Raw genomic sequence first — 20,125 nt, forward strand, 5'->3', positions numbered from 1 at the left:
CAAAGCGTTATCTCGGCGAGTCGCCGGTTGTGGAGAGAAGTTATGCAAGGCAAGTACAGTTCTGAACTGACGCTACCGCTCAACGAGCTGTTGACCGTGGTGCTGATTACTCATAATCGGCCGGCGTTCCTGCGTCGGGCGGTGAAGTATTACAGCAGCTTGCCCTGCCGGATCATGGTGCTGGATTCCACACCCGAGCGGCCGGAAGGGGATTTTTCCGCCGTCGATTACCATCACGTGCCGCAGTTCGCCTACTGGGGTATGCAGGCCAAACTGGCGTACGGTGTAGAGCGACTGACCACGCCGTACATGGTGCTGGCGGCTGACGACGATTTCATCCTGCATGATTCGCTGGCCGAGTCCGTCGGTTTCCTTCAGGCGAATCCGGACTATGGCATGTGCCACGGCTATTGCCTGATGTACCTGACGCTGTCGGGTGGAGTGAGCTATTACCGCCGCGACAAGAAAGTCCAGGAAGACTATGCGTCCGAGCGGGCTCAGGATCGGGTTATCGACTACATGAGTCAGTACATCCCGCCGTTTTATGCGGTGACCCGTACTGATCTGATGAAAACCTGGCACTCGGCATTGCCGGCGGGGACCAATTTCCAGTGGCAGGAAATCGGCCACGTGTACTTCCTGCTGGCGAGTGCCAAGGCGCGGATTCTGCCGATGCCCTATGTGGTGCGCGAGATCAACTATGGCAATTCCGAGCACAGCACCGAGGTGTATCACTCGCTGACCTATGTTGATGCCAAATCGGTCGCCGAGCGTGAAGCCTTTGCCGAGTTCCTTGCCTCACTGCCCACCGGCATCAAGGATCTTGATGCGCAAGAGGGGAAGGCGTTTGCCCTGCAGAGCTTCGAGGCGATGGTTGACAGTCTGCAAAGCGGCAGGGCACTCACGGCGGAGCTGATTATCCAGTCCACCTGGAATCAGTCGCTCAAGAGGCCTGACCGGCGGTTCGGGCCTTTGCAGTACGTCGAGATGCCGTTCTACAACCAGCCATTTTTCGATCGTCTCGAACAGTTCGAATTCATGCTGCACGCCATGCCCGCCGGGCGCATTCAACTGCGGGACCTGGAGGGTGTGTGGACCCGTCAGGCGCACTTGCTGCAGGCGCGCAACAACGATACCCCGGAAAGTGTTCTGGATCGTTTGTGGCAGGCGCACGACCTGAATGCGTTCAACCGCACCGTGGTCAAGCGTCTGGCGCAACAGCTGGAACTGGCCGGCGAGGACGAAGAAGCGCAGAACATGCGCGACTGGAATGCTCGTCTCGATGCGTTGACGGTGGAAGACCATCATCAGGTATTCGACCAGACGCAGTCGGGTCGACTGCTCAAGTGGCTGGATTCGCGTCAGGCCGATGGCGCTCAGTTGGCATCGATTGCCGAGCACCTGTCGGTCAACGGCGGTGGCCCGCAGTTCGGCATTTTCCTGCTGGATCTGGACAACGACATCGACAAGTTGCAGGTCAGCCTCGACAGTTTGCTTGAAGGTCAATGCAAGGCTTTCAGAATTGTCGTGTTCACCACCGGCGAAGCACCGGCGGCTACCACGGCGCAGAACACTTTGCACTTTGTCCGGGTTACGCCGGCCAACCTGGTCGACAAACTCAATCAGAGTGCCAGTCAGTCGCCGTGCGACTGGGTGCTGCTGGCTGAGGCGGGCGATGAGTTCACCGCCAGTGGTTTGTTGCGCGCCAGTCTGGAGTTGATGTCCGCGGGCGATTGCCGTGCCGTTTCCACCGACGAGATCCAGCGCGGGGAGAAGGGCGCGCTGGTGGATGTGTTCCGTCCCGGCTTCAACCTCGATCTGCTCTTGAGCCTGCCGGGGCTGATGGCACGGCACTGGCTGGTGCGCCGTGACACGTTGGTCGAGGTGGGTGGCTACCGCGCCGATTTCAACAAGGCGCTGGAATTTGACGTGCTGCTGCGCATCATCGAAGAGCACGGTTTGAACAGCCTGGCCCACCTCGACGAACCGCTGCTGATCACCGAAGCCGCGTCGCTGGAAGAAAACGCGCATGAGCGTCTGGCGCTGTTGCGCCACCTGGGCAATCGCGGTTACAAGGCCAAGGTCACCTCGGCGGTGCCGGGCATTTATCAGATCGATTACCACCACAGTGATCGTCCCCTGGTATCGATCGTGATTCCGGCCGGCGATGACCTGCCAGCCTTGCAACGCTGTCTCGAAGGGGTGCAGCTGCGCACCCGTTATTACCATTACGAGATCCTGATCGCCACCACGGCCACGCAGTCAGCCCAGGTCAACGACTGGCTGGGTACTTACCAGCATCCGAAAGTCCAGGTGCTGCGTGCCGAGCAATCGCTGAGCGTACCGGCATTGCTCAACGCTGCCAGCCGCCAGGCGCAGGGCGAGTATCTGGTATTGCTCGCGGCCGACGCGGAAGTGGTCAACCCGAACTGGCTGGACTCGCTGCTCAACCATGCCCTGCGTCCGGAAATCGGCGTGGTTGGGCCGAAGCTGGTCGATCGCGACGGCAAACTCAGCCAGGCCGGGCTGATCCTCGGTATGAATGGCGGGGTGGGTTCGGCGTTCGTCGGTGAGAAACATGATGCCGACGGCTATCTGTACCGGTTGTCGGTGGAGCAGAACTGCTCGGCGGTATCGAACGTGTGCCTGATGGTGCGCAAAGAACTGTTTGAAGCGCTGGGTGGTCTGGACGACAGCACATTCGGCGACGCTTTCAACGATGTCGATCTGTGTCTGAAAGCCGCTCAGGCCGGTTACCTCACGGTATGGACGCCATCGGTGCAGGTCCTGCATCAAGGCGCGATTGCCCAGGCACCCCGGGCACTGGCCGCGCTACAGGAAAAATGGGCCGCCGCGTTCGCTCAGGATCAGGCGTACAACGCCAACCTGAGCCTGAGCGGCAAAGGGTATGGTCTGAACGACAGTGCGTCGCTGGACTGGTCGCAGTTACTCGCTTGAGTCCGTCGGACAAGCAACAGGAATCAGCACATGTTCAACGGTAAATCGATCTTCATCTCTGGCGGCACCGGCTCGTTCGGGCGCAAATTCATCGCCCGTCTGCTTGAGCAATACCAGCCCAAGCGCGTGGTGGTGTTCTCCCGCGATGAGCTCAAGCAGTACGAAATGCAGCAGACGTTCAACGCGCCGTGCATGCGCTACTTTCTCGGTGACGTACGCGACGCCGACCGTCTGCGGCAGGCCATGCGCGGCATCGACTACGTGGTGCACGCGGCGGCGCTCAAGCAGGTGCCGGCGGCGGAGTACAACCCGACCGAGTGCATCCGCACCAACGTCAATGGTGCGGAGAACATCATCGCCGCCGCCATCGACAATGGCGTGAAGAAAGTCGTCGCGCTGTCCACCGACAAGGCCGCCAGCCCGATCAACCTGTACGGCGCGACCAAGCTGCTCTCGGACAAGTTGTTCGTCGCCGCCAACAACATTGCCGGCGAACAACAAACGCGTTTTGCCGTGGTGCGCTACGGCAACGTGGCGGGCTCGCGGGGTTCGGTGGTGCCGTTCTTCAGCAAGCTGATTGCCGACGGTGCGCAGGAGCTGCCGATCACCGACGAGCGTATGACGCGCTTCTGGATCACCCTCGATCACGGCGTGCAGTTTGTCCTCGATAGCTTTGCGCGGATGCACGGCGGCGAAGTGTTCGTGCCGAAGATCCCGTCGATCCGCATCGTCGATCTGGCGCGAGGCATGGCCGAGCATCTGCCGCACAAGAACGTCGGTATTCGTCCCGGGGAAAAACTGCATGAACTGATGGTGCCGCTGGACGATGCGCGGATGACCCTGGAATTCGAGGATCACTACACCATCCAGCCTTCCATCCGCTTTACCAGCGTCGATGTCGATTTCTCCATCGACAAGCTTGGCGAACATGGCCGGCCGGTGAGTGAAGATTTCGAATACCGCTCCGACACCAATCCGCACTACCTCACGGTCGGGCAGATCGCCGAGCTGCACGCGAAGTTGTCGGCATGATTCCCTACGGTCGGCAGAGCGTTGATCAGGCGGACATCGATGCAGTGGTCGAGGTTTTGCAATCGGACTGGTTGACTCAGGGCCCGACCATCGAGCGTTTCGAGCAGGCAATGGCTGCACGCTGCCAGGCCGACTTCGCCGTGGCGGTGTGCAACGCCACGGCGGCGCTGCACATCGCTTGCCTCGCTGCCGGCCTGGGCCCGGGCGACCGTTTGTGGACCTCGCCGAACACTTTTCTGGCCTCAGCCAACTGCGGGCGCTATTGCGGCGCCGAGGTGGATTTCGTCGACATCGATCCGCTGACCTGGAACCTCGATGCTTATGCTCTCGCCGCGAAGCTCGATCAGGCCGAGCAGGACGGCACACTGCCGAAAGTGTTGGTGGCGGTGGCGTTCTCTGGGCAGAGCTGCGACCTGCGCAAGATTGCCGAACTGGCCGAGCGCTACAACTTCACGGTGATCGAAGACGCCTCGCACGCGGTGGGCGCCAGCTACGCCGGGCGTCCGGTGGGTTGCGGGGAGTTTGCGGCGATGACCGTGTTCAGTTTCCACCCGGTGAAGATCATCACCAGTGCCGAAGGCGGCATGGTCCTGACCAATCGCCCGCAACTGGCGGAGCGCCTGCAACGCTTGCGCAGCCATGGCATGACCCGCGATCCGCAGCAGATGAGCGAACCCAGCCACGGCCCGTGGTATTACCAGCAGATCGAGCTGGGCTTCAATTACCGGATCACCGATTTGCAAGCGGCGCTGGGTCTGTCGCAACTGGCCAAACTGGACGGGTTTATCGCCCGTCGCCGCGAACTGGCGGCGCGTTACGACCGGTTGCTGGCCTACCTGCCACTGACCTTGCCCAGCGCGCAGCCGGAGGCGGAATCGGCGTGGCACCTGTACGTGGTGCGCCTGCAGACCGAACGCATCGGCCTGACCCATCGTCAGGTGTTCGAAGGCTTGCGTGCCGCCGGTATCGGCGTGAACCTGCACTATATTCCTGTGCATTTGCAGCCGTACTATCGCGACCTGGGTTTTGCCGAAGGCGACTTCCCCGAAGCCGAGCGTTATTACGCCGAGGCGATCAGCCTGCCGCTGTATCCGCTGCTCAGTGATGAGCAGCAGGATCATGTGGTCGAGCAATTGCGCCGGCTGACCGAATAAACCCCGCTGCGGCGGCGAATGAGACTGTGCAATGCGTGATCTGAGTGAGCAGGAAAAATTCTGGCAGGGCGATTTCGGCAACCAGTACGTCGATCGTAACGTCGGTCAGCCGCTGGTCGCGGCCAACCTGGCGTTATTCGCCAAGGCCCTGAGCCGCGCCGGGCGCATCGACAGTGTGGTTGAGCTGGGCACCAATGCCGGCAACAACCTGCAGGCGCTGCGTCAACTGCTGCCGCACAGTGAATTGTTCGGCGTCGAGATCAATGAAAGCGCCTGCGCGCAGGCGCGGGCACTGGGCATCGCGCAGATCTGGCACGGCTCGCTGTTCGACTTTCCGCGCGAGCGCAGTTACGACCTGACCCTGAGCAAAGGCGTGCTGATCCATCTGGCGCCGGAGCTGCTGCCGACTGCCTATGCGCAGTTGTATGCGTTGAGCCAGCGCTACATCCTGATCGCCGAGTACTACAACCCGGTGCCGGTGGAAGTGTCCTATCGCGGCAACAGCGGCAAGCTGTTCAAGCGCGATTTCGCCGGGGAAATGCTTGATCGTTATGCCGATCTGCAATTGCTCGATTACGGCTTTGGTTATCACCGTGACCCGCAATTCCCGGTGGACGACATCACCTGGTTCCTGCTGGAAAAACGTCCTTGAACAGCGTCGCAATCATCCCGGCCCGTGGTGGCAGCAAGCGCATCCCGCGCAAGAATCTGCTGACGTTCGACGGCGTGCCGATGATTGTCCGCTCGATCCGAACGGCGCTTGACAGTGGCCTGTTCGAACAGGTGGTGGTCAGTACCGATGACGCGGAAATTGCCGAGCTGGCGCTGGCTCACGGTGCGCAAGTGCCGTTCCTGCGCCCGGCTGAACTGGCGGATGATTTCACCGGCACCGCTGCGGTGATCGTACATGCCTTGCAGCAACTGCCAGCCTTCGATTACGCCTGCTGCGTGTACGCCACGGCGCCGTTGTTGCAGGCGCGATTTCTGCGCGAGGGATTCGAGTTGTTGCAGCAGCATCCGCAGAAGTCGTTTGCTTTTTCGGTGTGCAGCTTTGGTTTCCCCGTGCAGCGGGCGCTGACGCTGGACGGGCAGGGCGCATTGACCGCGTTGTACCCGGAATTCCGCCAAACCCGCTCGCAGGATCTGCCCGAAGCCTTTCAGGACGCCGGCCAGTTCTACTGGGGCCGCAGCGAAGCGTGGTTGCGCGGTGAAGTGTTGTATTCGTCCGTGAGTCTGCCGGTGATTCTGCCGCGACATCTGGTGCAGGACATCGACACGCTGCAAGACTGGAAACGCGCCGAATACCTCTACGCCGCGCTCAAGGCCGGCGGAGAACTGCAATGAGAGTGCTGATCCGCGCTGACGCTTCGCCGACCATCGGCAGTGGCCACATTGCCCGTTGCCTGACGCTGGCGCGGGTGCTGCGCAAGCAAGGCAGTCATGTCGCGTTTGCCTGTCGGCGGTTGCCCGGGCATCGGCTCGATGCCTTGGCTGCCGAAGGTTTCGAGACCTTCGCCTTGCCGGACTTCTACCCCGACGAAGACCCGCAGCAAGCCATCGAATCGATGCTGCCGTGGCAGGCAGACATCGAGGCGCTGGACGCCTTGCTGGCAGGTCACGCCGCATTCGACTGGATCATCGCCGACCACTACGGCCTCGATCATCACTGGCAAACCGCAGCGCGCCGTTGGGCACCTCGGATCGCGGCAGTAGACGATCTCGCCACTCGCCGTTACAGCGTTGATCTGCTGCTCAATCAGAACCTGTCCGGTCTCAGCGCAAACTATGCGCCGCTGCTGCCCGAAGGCTGCCGTACCTTGCTCGGCCCGCGCTACGCCATGTTGCGCGAAGAGTTCGTCTGCCCGGCCATTGCGATCAAGCCCAAGGCGCGGCGGGTGCTGGTGAATTTCGGTGGTTTCGATGCGGCGATGCAGACCCATCACGCGATGTTGGCGCTGAAGGACTTCACCGAACTGGAAGTGGATTTCGTCTCCGGTGCAGACAACCCGGCGTGGGCGCAAATGCAGGCACTGGCCGCAACACGGCCGCATTGGCGCCTGCACAGTTTCGTCAGCGATTTCCAGCAGCGCATGACCGCGGCCGATCTGTTTATCGGCGCCGGTGGCGGCACCAGTTGGGAGCGCGCGGCGCTGGGCCTGCCGACCCTCTGCATCGCGGTATCGAACAATCAGCAGGCCAACGGCGAAGTGATGGCGGCGGCGGGGGCGCATGTGTTCATGGGTGCTCGCGAGCAGGTCAGCGTCGAACAACTGCGCGACGCCATCGGTTTTGTCGTCGACAATGTCTATCTGCGCCAGAGTCTGGCCGAGCGTTCACGGCAACTGGTCGATGGGCGCGGTGCGTTGCGCGTGGCGGCAGCGCTGGCCGGAGCCGTGCTCACGCTGCGCCCGGCGACCCTCGATGATGCGCAATTGCTGTTCGACGGGCGCAATGCCGAGGCTGTGCGGCGCTGGTCACTGGACACGGCTGCAATCGAATGGCCGCAGCACCTGAACTGGCTGACGGCGAGCCTGCGCAACCCGCAGCGTCTGCTGTTGATTGCCGAGGCCGATGACGGCCCGGTCGGCGTCTTGCGTTATGACTTGCGTGGATTCGAGGCTGAAGTGTCGCTGTATCTGCTGCGCGGGCGTTTTGGTCTGGGCTGGGGCAGGGCGCTGCTGGCGCGAGGTGAGGTGTTCGTCCGCGAGCACTGGCCGCAGATGACCGCCATTACCGCTCAGGTGCTGCCGGGCAATCGTCCGTCTTTGAATGTGTTTCGTGACGCCGGATTCACCCAGAGTGCCTGCGCGTTCACTAAGGTTTTGAAGGATCACCGCGATGAGTAGTTTCAAGATTGGAGAGTGTCTGATCGGTGCCGATGCGCCGCCGTTCATCATTGCCGAGATGAGCGGCAACCATAACCAGTCGCTGGAGCTGGCGCTGCAGATTGTCGAAGCCGCCGCCAAGGCTGGGGCGCATGCCTTGAAGCTGCAGACGTACACCGCGCAGACCATGACCCTGGATCTGGCCGAGGGCGAGTTTTTCATCAAAGACCCGAATAGCCTGTGGGCGGGTACTTCGCTGTACGACCTGTATGAGAAGGCCCACACCCCGTGGGAGTGGCACGCGCCGATTTTCGCTCGGGCCAAAGAACTGGGCATGCTCGCGTTCTCGACGCCGTTCGATGACACGGCGGTGGACTTTCTCGAAAGCCTCGACGTGCCGGCATACAAGATCGCCAGTTTCGAAAACACCGACCTGCCGTTGATCCGTCGTGTGGCGGCGACCGGCAAACCGCTGATCATCTCCACCGGCATGGCCAGCATCGCCGAGCTCGACGAAACCGTGCGCGCCGCCCGCGAGGCGGGATGCAAGGATCTGGTGCTGCTCAAGTGCACCAGCACTTACCCGGCAACGCCGCTCAACAGCAACGTGCGCACGATCCCGCATCTGCGTGAACTGTTCGGTTGTGAAGTCGGGCTGTCCGATCACTCCATGGGCGTGGGTGTGTCCGTGGCCGCCGTGGCACTCGGGGCAACGGTGGTGGAAAAGCACTTTACCCTCGACCGTTCGGCAGGTGGCGTCGACGCCAGTTTCTCGCTGGAGCCTGCGGAGCTGGCCAGTCTGGTGGTCGAAACCGAACGCGCCTGGCAAGCCATGGGCCAGGTGCATTACGGCGTCACCGAGGCCGAGCGCAAGTCGCTGGTCTATCGCCGCTCGCTGTACGTCACTGCCGACATGGCGGCCGGTGAGCCCTTTTCCGGGGACAATCTGCGCGCCATTCGCCCTGGTCTCGGTCTGCCGCCCAAGCACACCGATGCCGTCCTCGGTCGCCGCGCTCGTCAGGCGATCAAACGCGGCACGCCGCTGGACTGGTCGTTGGTCGAATAACCCGATCTGCCACCGATTCGGCAAAATAGCGTGACCTGCGAGTCATAACGCGCATCTTCACTGTATTGTATTGACCGGGGAGATGGCGCCTGGCCGTGTATTCGGTTCCAGTGATAGCCCTTTGCGCTCCCCGTGGCTGCCCGTTGTGGCGGCCGTTTTCTGTTTGTCGGCGCCCCTCGAATCCTTGCGAGCGGTGGTTTTGGGCTGTTTTTTATTGGGAAGCCGTAATGATTGGCATAAAAAGCATTGCGAGCTACGTTCCTGTAGCCGGCGTGGACAATTACGCACAAGGTGCAAAATTCGAGAAGGATGAAGAATTCATCCTTGGCAAAATCGGTTCGGCCTTCCTGCCGCGCAAAGATGCTGAACAGGAAACCTCCGATCTGTGCGTGGAAGCGGCCAATGCGCTGTTTGCCAGCAACCCTGAATTGAAACGTGAATCAATCGACGCGTTGATCGTCGTCACCCAGAACGGTGACGAAGAAGGTCTGCCGCACACCGCTGCGATTGTCCAGGACAAACTCGGTCTGCCGACAAGTGTTGCGGCGTTCGACATTTCCCTGGGCTGCTCCGGTTACGTCTACGGCATTTACGCGATCAAGGGCTTCATGGAAGCCGCCGGCCTGAAGAACGGCCTGCTGATCACCGCTGACCCGTATTCGAAAATCGTCGACCCGGAAGACCGCAACACCACCATGCTCTTCGGCGATGCCGCCACGGCGACCTGGATGGGCGAAGACCCGGCCTGGGCGTTGGGCAAGGCCAAGTTCGGCACCGACGGTTCCGGCGCGCCACACCTGAAAGTCACCGATGGCGTGTTCTTCATGAACGGCCGTCAGGTGTTCAACTTCGCGCTGCTCAAAGTCCCGGCGCACTTGCACGAATTGCTCGACGACTCCGGCCTCAAGGCTGACGACATCGACGCCTTCTGCATTCACCAGGGCAGTGCGGCGATTGTCGATGCGGTGGCCCGGCGTTTCGAAGGCGAGCCGGAGAAGTTCATCAAGGATATGGTCGAGACCGGCAATACCGTGTCGTCGAGCATCCCGCTGCTGCTGGAAAAACACGTACTCGATTCCGACTGGCAGCGCATTGCCCTGAGCGGTTTCGGTGTCGGTCTGTCGTGGGGCTCGGCGATCATCTATCGTCCTTGAGTCGGTCAAAAACGGCGGATACAAAAATAGCGTTCAAGGTTACCCTTGAACGCTATTTTTTTTGCCTGAATGGAGCGCTAGGCGGCATGAGCGAGTTTTTCCAACCCAACGCCCAGGTCATCCAGCAACGCTGGCCGGCGTTGTTCGAGCGGCTGATGGCGGAAGACAGTTCAGCTCTTCAGGCCGAGCTGGTGCGGGGCTTGGGCTCGACGCTCAGCGTCAATGGCATTCAACTGACCAGTCGCCACGACCGCATCCATGAAGCCCGCATCCAGGCGGCCAGCCTGGCGGAAAAACCGCAGCTGCATGTGTATGGCACGGGTCTCGGTGATCTGCCAACGGTGCTGCTGGAGCGCGCCGGACTTGAGCGGTTGTACGTGCATATACTCAATGGCGCGTTGTTCGCCCTGGTGCTGCAACTGCTCGATCAACGCCAATGGCTGGAAGATCCGCGTGTGCAGCTGTTCTATGCCGGTGATCTGTCAGACATCTGCACACCGTTTTTCGCGTTGCCGGCGGAGGTGCTGCTGGCCGATGACTTCAACGCGAAGATCCGCGATCGGCTGGTCAGCGAAGTGCACTTGAGCTTCAACAATCGTGAATTCGATCCACATTTGCCGTTCATTCAGCAGCGTCTGCAGGACTGTTTGCCGGTGTTGCTGGGCGATGATGATGTGGCGCAGTTGTTCGGCACGGCCAGTGGCCGGGAAGTCTATGTGATTGGCACCGGGCCGACGCTCGAAGGACATTTCCAGCGTCTGGCGGCGGTGCGCGCGCAGGCTGAACGTCCGTTGTTGATGTGTGTGGATACCGCTTACCGGCCATTGCGTGAGCACGGGATCGTCCCGGATCTGGTGGTCACCATTGATCAGCGCATCAGCTTCCGGCATCTGCCGTTCGAGGACTCCGCTGGCATCCCGCTGGTGTATCTGCCCATGAGCGATCCTGCGGTGTTGACCGCGTGGAAGGGCAAACGCTACGGCGGTTACTCGGCTAGCCCGGTTTACGCCGCGTTGCGCGAGCAATACCCGCGCGGACAACTGCATGTCGGTGGCAGCGTGATTCATCCGGCGGTGGATCTGGCAGTAAAGATGGGTGCATCGCGCATTACCCTGTTCGGCGCCGACTTCGCCTTCCCGATGAACAAGACCCATGCCGGCTGGAATGACGGTGATCTGGGGCCGGGGGTCGATCAGGCGCGGCATTGGGTGCAGGACGGCCATGGCCGGCGGGTCAGCACCCAGCTGAACTTTCGCGGCTATCTGTGTGTGCTGGAGCGCTATATCGCCGCGCATCCGCAGGTGCAGTTCTTCAACAGCAGTCGGGCAGGCGCACTGATCGCCGGGACACAGTTCAATCAGGAGTTTGTGCAATGACGACGATTGAGCAGTGCGTCGACGAGTGCCGTCAGTGCGCCGGGTTGTTTCGTCTGGGGCGTGACGTTGAGGCGGCGCTGGATATGGTCGAGGTGTTCGAGGGCGCGCAGCAGTTGCTGATGTCCGCGCCGGCGACGGTACAGCAGGACTGGGCCTTGGTACTCACGCAGATGTTCGACTGTCAGGAGCGTCAGGACTGGTTGGGCCTGGCTGACTGGATGGAGTACGAGTTGATCGAAGTGTTGCAAAAAGCACGATCGTCAAACTGACCGACCGCACTGGCCCGCGGCTTTGCGTGCGGGTCGGTTTTATGGCGTCATTTTTTCGCAGGTGGGGGCGCTAAGCCCTTGTTTTCTCGGGGGTGGCAGGGTGATGGCAAATTTTTTTCAAAAAGCCCTCAAGCAACCTGCCAACCCGACGATAACTATTACGAAGGTTCTCTAGGCCATTCCAGGCGGTTGCCAGGGCCGGAAGCCGCAGTACCCAACCAACGAGGAATTCGTCATGGCTTTAACAGTAAACACCAACACCACGTCGCTGAACGTTCAAAAGAACCTGAACCGCGCTTCCGACGCTCTGTCGACTTCGATGCAGCGCCTGTCTTCCGGCCTGAAAATCAACAGCGCTAAAGACGACGCTGCTGGCCTGCAGATCTCGAACCGTATGTCTTCGCAGATCCGTGGTAACACCCAAGCCATCCAGAACGCCAACGACGGTATCTCCGTTGCTCAGACCGCTGAAGGCGCTCTGCAAGCTTCGACCGACATCCTGCAGCGTATGCGTGAACTGGCTGTTAAAGCACGTAACGGCACCAACGGCACTGCTGACCAGACCGCAACCAACGCTGAATTCGCTCAGATGTCTGACGAAATCACCCGTATCTCGGCTGCTACCAACCTGAACGGCAAAAACCTGCTGGACGGTTCGGCTGGTACTGTGACCCTGCAAGTTGGCGCAAACACCGGTTCGGCTAACCACATCGACCTGGTACTGAGCTCCAAGTTCGACGCCGTCAGCCTGTCCGTAGGTAGCGGTACTGTAGTTCTGACCGGTACCACCGGTACTGGCGCTGGTTCTGCTTCGCAGAACATCGACAACGCGATCACTGCAATCGACGCCGCTATCGCTGCAATCGGTGCAACTCGTGCCAGCCTGGGTGCTTCGCAAAACCGTCTGACCAGCACCATCCAGAACTTGCAGAACATCACCGAGAACACCACTGCTGCACAAGGTCGCGTACAAGATACCGACTTCGCCGCAGAGACTGCTAACCTGACCAAGCAGCAAACCCTGCAACAGGCTTCGACCTCTGTTCTGGCTCAAGCCAACCAACTGCCTTCCGCTGTACTGAAGCTGCTTCAGTAATTCGGAATGAGTTTGGGCGGGAGGGTGCGCTGGTCGCGCTCTCTCGCTTTTTTACGTTAGGAGGTGATGAGCATGGACATGAGCGTAAAGCTTAACGTGTCTTATCCGGCTCCCAAGCCAGCGACACCTGTTGCTGACAAGCCGTCGGAGACGCCAAAAGTTGCATCGGCCGACGCTCCGGTCGCTGACAGGAAAAGTCAGCAAACGGATGACGCCAAGTTGAAGCTGGCCGTGCAAGAGATCGAGAAGTTCGTTCAATCGATCAAGCGTAACCTGGAGTTCTCGATCGACGAGCACTCTGGCAAGGTCATCGTCAAGGTGATCGCAAGCGAGACGGGTGAGGTCGTACGCCAGATCCCCTCCGCCGAAGCACTCAAGCTCGCAGACAGCCTCGCCAACGCAAGCCATGTGTTGTTCGACGCCAAAGTCTGATAGCTGGCATGAATAGTGTTTGTCTTTCTTGAATGACGCCTGGATGGGTCAAAAGTCTGGCAACAATCTGAAGGGAGATGCACATGGCAAGTCCAATTCTACCGGGTTCCGGACTGGGTTCCGGCCTGGACATCGGCGCGATCGTGACCGCGCTGGTCAACGCCGACAAGTCGCCGAAACAGACGCAGATCGATTCCGCGACCAAGACCAATACCCTGAAGATTTCCGGTGTCGGCACGTTGAAAAGTGCGCTGACCGCGTACCAGACGGCGATGACCAACCTGGGCAGCAAGACCAACCCGGCATTTGCCGGCTTCACGGCGACCTCGAGCAACACAGCGATTCTCGGCGCCACCTCCGATAACACCGCGGTGTCGGGGACTTACAACGTTGTTGTCAACCAATTGGCCACTGGCTCGAAAGTTGCCAGCGCTTCTTTCGCCGGCGGTGCTGCCAGTGCCATTCCGAGTGGTACCCTGAAAATCAGTCAGAATGGCACTGATTACAATGTCACGATCCCGGCCAATGCGACCTTGCAGAGCACGCGTGATGCGATCAACACGGCTCAGGGCGCCAATGGCATTTCTGCCAACATCGTGACTGACAGCAGTGGTGCTTCGCGCCTGGTGATCAGCTCCAACAAGACTGGCGCGGGTACCGATCTCTCTGTCAGCGGGATCGCCGGTCTGGAGATCGACGGTACTCAGTCGATGGGTACTAATCCGGCGGCAGGCGCCTCGGGCAACGTCAATGGCCTTGCACAAGATGCCAAGGTGACCATCGACGGCCTGCAGGTTTCCAGCAAAAGTAACACGGTCAGTGGTGCAATCAGCGGCCTGACCCTGAATCTGACCACTGTCAGCCCTGTCGTTGGTGGCGTTGCCACGCCGACCGTTGTCAGCGTCGATACCAACACCAAAGGGCTGCAGGCTTCGGTTCAGGCGTTTGTTGACGCCTACAACACCCTGAAGACCACCATCGACACCCTGTCCAAGGCGACACCGGACGCCGATGGCAAGCTGACGGTGCAGGCCGCTTTTACCGGTGACTCGTTGCCGCGCTCGCTGATCTCCGACATTCGTGGCCAGTTGACAGCTCCTGGTGCTGGTGCAGAGGGTTCTTTGTCCTATCTGTCGGAGATCGGTGTGATGACCGATCGCAACACCGGCAACCTGACGTTTGATACTGCTGCGTTCACCAAAACCATGGCTCAGCCCGGGAAGGCTGGCCAGGTGCAGCAGATGTTCACCGGGACTAACGATACCAACGGTCTGCTGGCGCGCATGAACAAGGCGGTGGATCCGTATCTGAAGGCACCTGCCGGTAGCGCACCTACTGCCGTAGGCCTGCTTGATCAGCGCATGTCCATCCTGAACAACAACACCAAGAGCCTGACCAGTCAGCAATTGGCGCTGGATTTGCGTGTGGCCAACCTGACCAAGACGTTGACGGCCAAGTACAACGCCATGGACTTGCTGGTAGGGCAGATGAAAGCGACGGCCAGTAACATCACGTCGTTCTTCAGCTCGCTGAACGCTCAGCAATCCGCGAAGTAACCCGCAAGAACGACAAAAACCCGGCTACGCTTTATCGGCGTGCGCCGGGTTTTTGTCTTTTGATCTAAAGTTCTGTGATTCGTTGGCGATACACTGGTTATACGAGTCATTGTGGCAATGAGGTAGAACATGAATCCAATGTTAGCCCTTCGGCAATATCAGAAAGTCGGCGCGCACGCCCAGACCTCCGAGGCGAGCCCGCACCGTCTGGTACAAATGTTGATGGAAGGCGGGCTGGCCCGCATCGCTCAGGCCAAGGGTGCCATCGAGCGCAAGGACATTCCTGGCAAGTGCACCTCGATCAGCAAGGCCATTGGCATTGTCAGCGGTCTGCGCGAAGGTCTGGACCTGGAAAAGTGTGCCGATGAACTGGCCGATCTGGACGGGCTGTACATCTACATGATGAAGCGCCTCGCCGAGGCCAACATCAACAGCGATCCGCGCATTCTCGATGAGGTCGCCGGCTTGCTGAGCACGGTCAAAGAAGGCTGGGATGCCATCGCCCCCGAGCCTGCTCCGCAGTTTTGAAGGAGAGCACCATGAGTCTTGTATTGCAGCGAATCGCCGACACCCGTGAAGCGCTGGTCAGTGCGCTGGCTGAACGCAACTGGGAAGCCATTGGCGAGCTGGATCTGGCTTGCCGATCCTGCATGGAAGACGTCATGGTCGAGGCCTCGCTGGATGAGGAGGCCTTGCGCAATAACCTTGAGGAGCTGCTCCACGTCTACAAGGAGCTTCTGGAGGCGGCGATGGGTGAGCGGCAGGCGATAGCCAACGAGATGTCGCAGATCACCCAAGCGCAAAAGGCGGCAAAGGTTTACCATCTGTTTGGTTAATTAACCCCCAGTTAATCCAGACATGTGCGCCATAAATTTGACTGTGCACGGTTTTTTGACTTAACTAGTGGCTGTTTTCAGATTTCAGGCGTCTACAGGCACAAGGTGTCCTGCAAGCGTCTCGCTTGCCCCATTTTTCGGGCATTGAGTTGACTAGGGAAGTTGCTATTGCATGTGGCGTGAAACCAAAATTCTGCTGATCGATGACGATAGCGTCCGCCGCCGCGACCTGGCGGTGATTTTAAATTTTCTCGGCGAAGAAAATTTACCCTGCGGCAGCCATGACTGGCAGCAGGCTGTCGGCTCTTTGTCATCAAGTCGTGAAGTCATCTGTGTACTGATCGGGACGGTAAATGCTCCGGGTGCACTGTTGGGCTTGTTAAAGACACTCTCGACATGGGATGAGTTCCTTCCGGTTTTGCTGATGGGCGATAATTCTTCCGCCGAGCTGCCGGAAGACCAGCGCCGCCGGGTGCTTTCGACGCTGGAAATGCCACCCAGCTACAGCAAACTGCTCGACTCCCTGCACCGTGCCCAGGTCTATCGCGAGATGTACGACCAGGCCCGTGAGCGCGGCCGTCATCGCGAACCCAACCTGTTCCGCAGCCTCGTCGGCACCAGCCGGGCGATCCAGCATGTCCGTCAGATGATGCAGCAAGTGGCCGATACTGACGCCAGTGTGCTGATCCTCGGCGAGTCCGGCACCGGCAAGGAAGTGGTTGCGCGCAACCTGCATTACCACTCCANCGCGACGCGCCATTCGTGCCAGTCAACTGCGGGGCGATCCCGGCAGAGCTGCTGGAAAGCGAACTGTTCGGGCACGAGAAGGGCGCCTTCACCGGCGCGATCACCAGCCGGGCCGGGCGTTTCGAACTGGCCAACGGCGGTACGCTGTTCCTCGATGAAATCGGCGACATGCCGCTGCCGATGCAGGTCAAGCTGTTGCGCGTGCTGCAGGAGCGTACCTTCGAGCGTGTGGGCAGCAACAAGACTCAGAGCGTCGACGTGCGCATCATTGCCGCGACTCACAAGAATCTCGAAAGCATGATCGAGATCGGCACCTTCCGCGAAGATCTCTACTATCGCCTGAATGTGTTCCCGATCGAGATGGCGCCGTTGCGTGAGCGCGTCGAAGACATCCCGCTGCTGATGAACGAACTGATCTCGCGCATGGAGCACGAAAAGCGCGGTTCGATCCGCTTCAACTCGGCAGCGATCATGTCGCTGTGCCGTCACGGCTGGCCGGGCAACGTCCGCGAGCTGGCCAACCTGGTGGAGCGCATGGCGATCATGCATCCGTACGGGGTCATCGGCGTGGTCGAGTTGCCGAAGAAATTCCGCTACGTCGACGACGAAGACGAGCAGATGGTCGATAGTCTGCGCAGCGATCTCGAAGAGCGCGTGGCGATCAACGGTCATACCCCGGACTTCACCGCCAACGCTTTGCTGCCGCCGGAAGGTCTGGACCTCAAAGACTACCTCGGTGGTCTGGAGCAGGGCCTGATCCAGCAGGCACTGGACGATGCCAATGGCATTGTGGCGCGTGCCGCCGAACGCCTGCGCATTCGTCGTACCACGCTGGTGGAGAAGATGCGCAAGTACGGCATGAGCCGGCGCGAAGGTGATGAACAGGCGGATGATTGACGCCTGTTTTTCAACGTCTTCATTTATAAGCGGTTTTTTTTAGGCACGGGTATTGCTACGTCCCTCGCAACGTTCCGTTTAACTGACGGTCAGCCAAGCGAGAGAACACAATGCCCCACGCCCAGATGTCTTCTGCCTCCAATGCCGAGGGGCAATCGTCGTCCGTAGAGCAGGCGAGCCGTCAGGGGCTTGAGCAGGCGTTCGCGCTGTTCAATCAGATGTCCAGTCAATTGACCGACTCCTACAGCATGCTTGAAGCCCGGGTCACCGAGCTCAAGGGCGAGTTGGCCGTGGTCAGTGCTCAACGCATGCAGGAGCTGGCCGAAAAAGAACGTTTGGCCAACCGCCTGCAAAACCTCCTTGATCTGTTGCCCGGTGGCGTCATCGTCATCGACGGGCACGGCATGGTGCGCGAAGCCAATCCGGCGGCTATCGAGTTGTTGGGGTTGCCTTTGGAAGGCGAATTGTGGCGCCACGTGATCGCCCGATGCTTCGCCCCGCGCGAGGATGATGGTCATGAAATCTCTCTGAAAAACGGTCGGCGACTGTCGATTGCCACCCGCTCGCTGGATGCCGAGCCGGGGCAATTGGTACTGCTCAACGATCTGACAGAAACCCGCCACCTTCAAGATCAACTGGCGCGTCATGAGCGTCTGTCATCGCTGGGGCGCATGGTCGCCTCGCTGGCCCATCAGATCCGCACGCCGTTGTCCGCCGCTTTGCTCTACGCCAGTCATTTGACTGAGCAGGAATTGCCGGTCGCGACCCAGCAGCGCTTTGCCGGACGCCTCAAAGAGCGCCTGCACGAGCTGGAGCATCAGGTGCGTGACATGCTGGTGTTCGCCCGCGGCGAGTTGCCGTTGACTGACCGCATCACCCCCAATGCCTTGATGCAGTCGCTGCAAGCGGCAGCGTTGACCCATGTGCAGGACTTGCCTATTCGCTGGCAGTGCGACAGTCATGCCGGCGAATTGCTGTGCAACCGCGACACGCTGGTCGGGGCTCTTCTCAATCTGATCGAAAACGCGATTCAGGCCAGTGACGGCAACGTGCGCCTGAAAGTGCATTGCTACACCCGCGACAACAGCCTGCGCCTGTGCGTCAGCGACAGCGGCAGCGGTATAGATCCGGTGGTGCTCGAGCGTCTCGGCGAGCCATTTTTTACCACAAAAGTCACCGGCACCGGGCTCGGCCTGACCGTGGTCAAGGCTGTGGCGAGGGCACATCAGGGAGAATTGCGGCTGCGTTCGCGGGTTGGGCGCGGCACGTGCGCGCAGGTGATCCTGCCGCTGTTTTCCGCTGTACAGGGAGCTGAGTAAACGTCATGGGCATCAAGGTTTTGCTGGTCGAGGATGACCGCTCGTTGCGCGAAGCGCTGGCCGATACGCTGTTGCTGGCAGGCCACGACTACCATGCCGTCGGCAGCGCCGAAGAGGCGTTGCAAGCGGTCGAGCGCGAAGCGTTCAGTCTCGTGGTCAGTGACGTCAACATGCCCGGCATGGACGGCCATCAACTGCTTGGACTGTTGCGCGCCCGGCAGCCGCAACTACCGGTGCTGCTGATGACCGCACACGGCGCGGTGGAGCGAGCGGTCGATGCGATGCGCCAGGGAGCGGCGGATTATCTGGTCAAGCCGTTCGAGCCCAAGGCTCTGCTGGACCTGGTTTCGCGGCATGCGTTGGGCTGTATCAGCGTCGCTGATAGCGACGGGCCGGTGGCGGTCGAGCCGGCCAGTGCGCAACTGCTCGACTTGGCGGCGCGGGTAGCGCGCAGTGATTCCACGGTATTGATCTCCGGCGAGTCTGGCACCGGCAAGGAAGTGCTGGCGCGCTACATTCATCAGCAATCCCATCGTGCCAGCCAGCCGTTCATCGCGATCAACTGCGCGGCGATTCCCGACAACATGCTTGAGGCCACGCTGTTCGGTCACGAGAAGGGCTCGTTCACCGGCGCCATTGCGGCGCAGCCCGGCAAATTCGAACAAGCCGATGGCGGCACCCTTCTGCTCGACGAGATTTCCGAGATGCCTCTGGGCCTGCAGGCCAAGTTGCTGCGGGTGCTGCAGGAGCGTGAAGTCGAGCGTGTGGGGGCGCGCAAGCCGATCGCGCTGGATATTCGCGTGGTCGCGACCACCAACCGTGATCTGGCCGGCGAAGTGGCGGCGGGGCGCTTCCGTGAAGACCTTTTTTACCGTCTGTCGGTTTTCCCTCTGGCGTGGCGTCCACTTCGCGAGCGCACTGCCGATATCTTGCCGCTGGCCGAGCGGTTGCTGAACAAACACGTCAATAAAATGAAGCACGCACCGGCGAAACTGTCGCCGGAAGCCAAGGCTTGCCTCATCGGTTACCCATGGCCGGGCAATGTCCGTGAGCTGGATAACGCCATTCAACGGGCGCTGATTCTGCAGCAGGGCGGTTTGATCCAGCCGCAGGATTTCTGCCTGACGGGCGCGGTGACGTTCAGTGCTGCGCCGTCCGTCGCGCCGGTGCAGCCGCTGGTGCGCGAGATCGAAGTCGAGGCTGAATCCGCCGGTGCGCTGGGCGATGACCTGCGGCGTCGGGAGTTTCAGATGATCATCGATACCCTGCGCACCGAACGCGGCCGGCGCAAGGAAGCCGCGGAAAAGCTCGGTATCAGCCCGCGAACCCTGCGCTACAAGCTGGCGCAAATGCGCGATGCCGGGATGGACGTCGAAGGCTATCTGTTCGCAACCTGAGCGCTGGCGCG

Annotated in this window: 17 protein-coding genes and 1 pseudogene; all 18 read left to right on the forward strand. The window is 60.4% G+C overall.

Annotated elements, in window-relative coordinates:
- The first annotated feature begins 42 nt into the window (after nt 1–42).
- The 18 genes and pseudogenes from ACTJKS_RS16785 (at nt 43) to ACTJKS_RS16870 (ending at nt 20,114) form a co-directional block, all read left to right on the forward strand.
- Nucleotides 43–2,958 carry a TIGR00180 family glycosyltransferase gene (locus ACTJKS_RS16785; RefSeq protein WP_108182031.1) on the forward strand — a complete coding sequence of 972 codons (2,916 nt, stop codon included), beginning with the start codon at nt 43–45 and terminating at the stop codon, nt 2,956–2,958.
- Between the two features lie 30 nt (nt 2,959–2,988).
- A complete protein-coding gene (gene pseB / locus ACTJKS_RS16790; RefSeq protein WP_108182032.1) occupies nt 2,989–3,990 on the forward strand; it encodes a UDP-N-acetylglucosamine 4,6-dehydratase (inverting) in 1,002 nt (333 codons plus the stop codon).
- Nucleotides 3,987–5,144: a UDP-4-amino-4,6-dideoxy-N-acetyl-beta-L-altrosamine transaminase gene (gene pseC / locus ACTJKS_RS16795; RefSeq protein WP_108182033.1), complete on the forward strand. Its 1,158-nt coding sequence runs from the start codon at nt 3,987–3,989 to the stop codon at nt 5,142–5,144. Before pseB ends, pseC begins: the two co-directional genes overlap by 4 nt.
- Nucleotides 5,145–5,175: 31 nt before the next feature.
- On the forward strand, nt 5,176–5,796 hold the full coding sequence (locus tag ACTJKS_RS16800; protein ID WP_047292509.1) for a pseudaminic acid biosynthesis-associated methylase: 621 nt from the start codon (nt 5,176–5,178) through the stop codon (nt 5,794–5,796).
- Nucleotides 5,793–6,488: a pseudaminic acid cytidylyltransferase gene (gene pseF, locus ACTJKS_RS16805; protein ID WP_108182034.1), complete on the forward strand. Its 696-nt coding sequence runs from the start codon at nt 5,793–5,795 to the stop codon at nt 6,486–6,488. The genes ACTJKS_RS16800 and pseF overlap by 4 nt, the downstream gene beginning before the upstream one ends.
- On the forward strand, nt 6,485–7,990 hold the full coding sequence (gene pseG, locus ACTJKS_RS16810; protein ID WP_108182035.1) for a UDP-2,4-diacetamido-2,4,6-trideoxy-beta-L-altropyranose hydrolase: 1,506 nt from the start codon (nt 6,485–6,487) through the stop codon (nt 7,988–7,990). The genes pseF and pseG overlap by 4 nt, the downstream gene beginning before the upstream one ends.
- Entirely contained in the window at nt 7,983–9,035 is a 1,053-nt protein-coding gene (gene pseI / locus ACTJKS_RS16815) for a pseudaminic acid synthase (RefSeq protein WP_108182036.1), read from the forward strand. The genes pseG and pseI overlap by 8 nt, the downstream gene beginning before the upstream one ends.
- 227 nt (nt 9,036–9,262) lie before the next feature.
- Nucleotides 9,263–10,189 carry a ketoacyl-ACP synthase III gene (locus ACTJKS_RS16820; protein ID WP_108182037.1) on the forward strand — a complete coding sequence of 309 codons (927 nt, stop codon included), beginning with the start codon at nt 9,263–9,265 and terminating at the stop codon, nt 10,187–10,189.
- Nucleotides 10,190–10,275: 86 nt separating this feature from the next.
- The gene (locus ACTJKS_RS16825; RefSeq protein WP_262948068.1) at nt 10,276–11,565 is read left to right on the forward strand and encodes a motility associated factor glycosyltransferase family protein; all 1,290 of its coding nucleotides are present in this window, start codon (nt 10,276–10,278) and stop codon (nt 11,563–11,565) included.
- Entirely contained in the window at nt 11,562–11,834 is a 273-nt protein-coding gene (locus ACTJKS_RS16830) for a hypothetical protein (protein ID WP_108182039.1), read from the forward strand. The genes ACTJKS_RS16825 and ACTJKS_RS16830 overlap by 4 nt, the downstream gene beginning before the upstream one ends.
- Before the next feature lie 235 nt (nt 11,835–12,069).
- Entirely contained in the window at nt 12,070–12,930 is an 861-nt protein-coding gene (locus ACTJKS_RS16835; protein WP_007958307.1) for a flagellin domain-containing protein, read from the forward strand.
- A gap of 72 nt (nt 12,931–13,002) precedes the next feature.
- Nucleotides 13,003–13,362 (forward strand): flagellar protein FlaG, encoded by a 360-nt coding sequence (locus ACTJKS_RS16840; protein ID WP_047292524.1) that lies wholly within the window; start codon nt 13,003–13,005, stop codon nt 13,360–13,362.
- Between the two features lie 83 nt (nt 13,363–13,445).
- Complete coding sequence (fliD, locus tag ACTJKS_RS16845; protein WP_047292526.1) at nt 13,446–14,918, forward strand: flagellar filament capping protein FliD; 1,473 nt, start codon at nt 13,446–13,448, stop codon at nt 14,916–14,918.
- A gap of 129 nt (nt 14,919–15,047) precedes the next feature.
- The gene (gene fliS / locus ACTJKS_RS16850) at nt 15,048–15,446 is read left to right on the forward strand and encodes a flagellar export chaperone FliS (protein WP_027614233.1); all 399 of its coding nucleotides are present in this window, start codon (nt 15,048–15,050) and stop codon (nt 15,444–15,446) included.
- Between the two features lie 11 nt (nt 15,447–15,457).
- Nucleotides 15,458–15,754, forward strand: coding sequence for a hypothetical protein (locus ACTJKS_RS16855; protein ID WP_041073003.1), 297 nt, complete (start codon nt 15,458–15,460; stop codon nt 15,752–15,754).
- A 172-nt stretch (nt 15,755–15,926) separates the two neighbouring features.
- Nucleotides 15,927–17,398: pseudogene (locus ACTJKS_RS16860) on the forward strand (sigma-54 dependent transcriptional regulator).
- Nucleotides 17,399–17,523: 125 nt separating this feature from the next.
- Nucleotides 17,524–18,717, forward strand: a complete 1,194-nt coding sequence (locus tag ACTJKS_RS16865; protein ID WP_179294989.1) for a sensor histidine kinase — start codon at nt 17,524–17,526, stop codon at nt 18,715–18,717.
- Nucleotides 18,718–18,722: 5 nt separating this feature from the next.
- Nucleotides 18,723–20,114 (forward strand): sigma-54-dependent transcriptional regulator, encoded by a 1,392-nt coding sequence (locus tag ACTJKS_RS16870; RefSeq protein WP_108182041.1) that lies wholly within the window; start codon nt 18,723–18,725, stop codon nt 20,112–20,114.
- Nucleotides 20,115–20,125 lie beyond the last annotated feature (11 nt).

The sequence above is a fragment of the Pseudomonas sp. 22189 genome (assembly GCF_052045635.1).
Lineage (GTDB): Bacteria > Pseudomonadota > Gammaproteobacteria > Pseudomonadales > Pseudomonadaceae > Aquipseudomonas > Aquipseudomonas parakoreensis.

Bases quoted from the DNA above. Each gene is read 5' to 3' on its own strand.
- ACTJKS_RS16825 (WP_262948068.1), top strand. From the start codon at position 10,276: ATGAGCGAGTTTTTCCAACCCAACGCCCAGGTCATCCAGCAACGCTGG.
- pseI (WP_108182036.1), top strand. From the start codon at position 7,983: ATGAGTAGTTTCAAGATTGGAGAGTGTCTGATCGGTGCCGATGCGCCG.
- ACTJKS_RS16835 (WP_007958307.1), top strand. From the start codon at position 12,070: ATGGCTTTAACAGTAAACACCAACACCACGTCGCTGAACGTTCAAAAG.
- pseB (WP_108182032.1), top strand. From the start codon at position 2,989: ATGTTCAACGGTAAATCGATCTTCATCTCTGGCGGCACCGGCTCGTTC.
- ACTJKS_RS16830 (WP_108182039.1), top strand. From the start codon at position 11,562: ATGACGACGATTGAGCAGTGCGTCGACGAGTGCCGTCAGTGCGCCGGG.
- pseG (WP_108182035.1), top strand. From the start codon at position 6,485: ATGAGAGTGCTGATCCGCGCTGACGCTTCGCCGACCATCGGCAGTGGC.
- fliS (WP_027614233.1), top strand. From the start codon at position 15,048: ATGAATCCAATGTTAGCCCTTCGGCAATATCAGAAAGTCGGCGCGCAC.
- ACTJKS_RS16785 (WP_108182031.1), top strand. From the start codon at position 43: ATGCAAGGCAAGTACAGTTCTGAACTGACGCTACCGCTCAACGAGCTG.
- ACTJKS_RS16865 (WP_179294989.1), top strand. From the start codon at position 17,524: ATGTCTTCTGCCTCCAATGCCGAGGGGCAATCGTCGTCCGTAGAGCAG.
- ACTJKS_RS16855 (WP_041073003.1), top strand. From the start codon at position 15,458: ATGAGTCTTGTATTGCAGCGAATCGCCGACACCCGTGAAGCGCTGGTC.
- pseC (WP_108182033.1), top strand. From the start codon at position 3,987: ATGATTCCCTACGGTCGGCAGAGCGTTGATCAGGCGGACATCGATGCA.
- ACTJKS_RS16840 (WP_047292524.1), top strand. From the start codon at position 13,003: ATGGACATGAGCGTAAAGCTTAACGTGTCTTATCCGGCTCCCAAGCCA.
- ACTJKS_RS16870 (WP_108182041.1), top strand. From the start codon at position 18,723: ATGGGCATCAAGGTTTTGCTGGTCGAGGATGACCGCTCGTTGCGCGAA.
- ACTJKS_RS16820 (WP_108182037.1), top strand. From the start codon at position 9,263: ATGATTGGCATAAAAAGCATTGCGAGCTACGTTCCTGTAGCCGGCGTG.
- ACTJKS_RS16800 (WP_047292509.1), top strand. From the start codon at position 5,176: ATGCGTGATCTGAGTGAGCAGGAAAAATTCTGGCAGGGCGATTTCGGC.
- fliD (WP_047292526.1), top strand. From the start codon at position 13,446: ATGGCAAGTCCAATTCTACCGGGTTCCGGACTGGGTTCCGGCCTGGAC.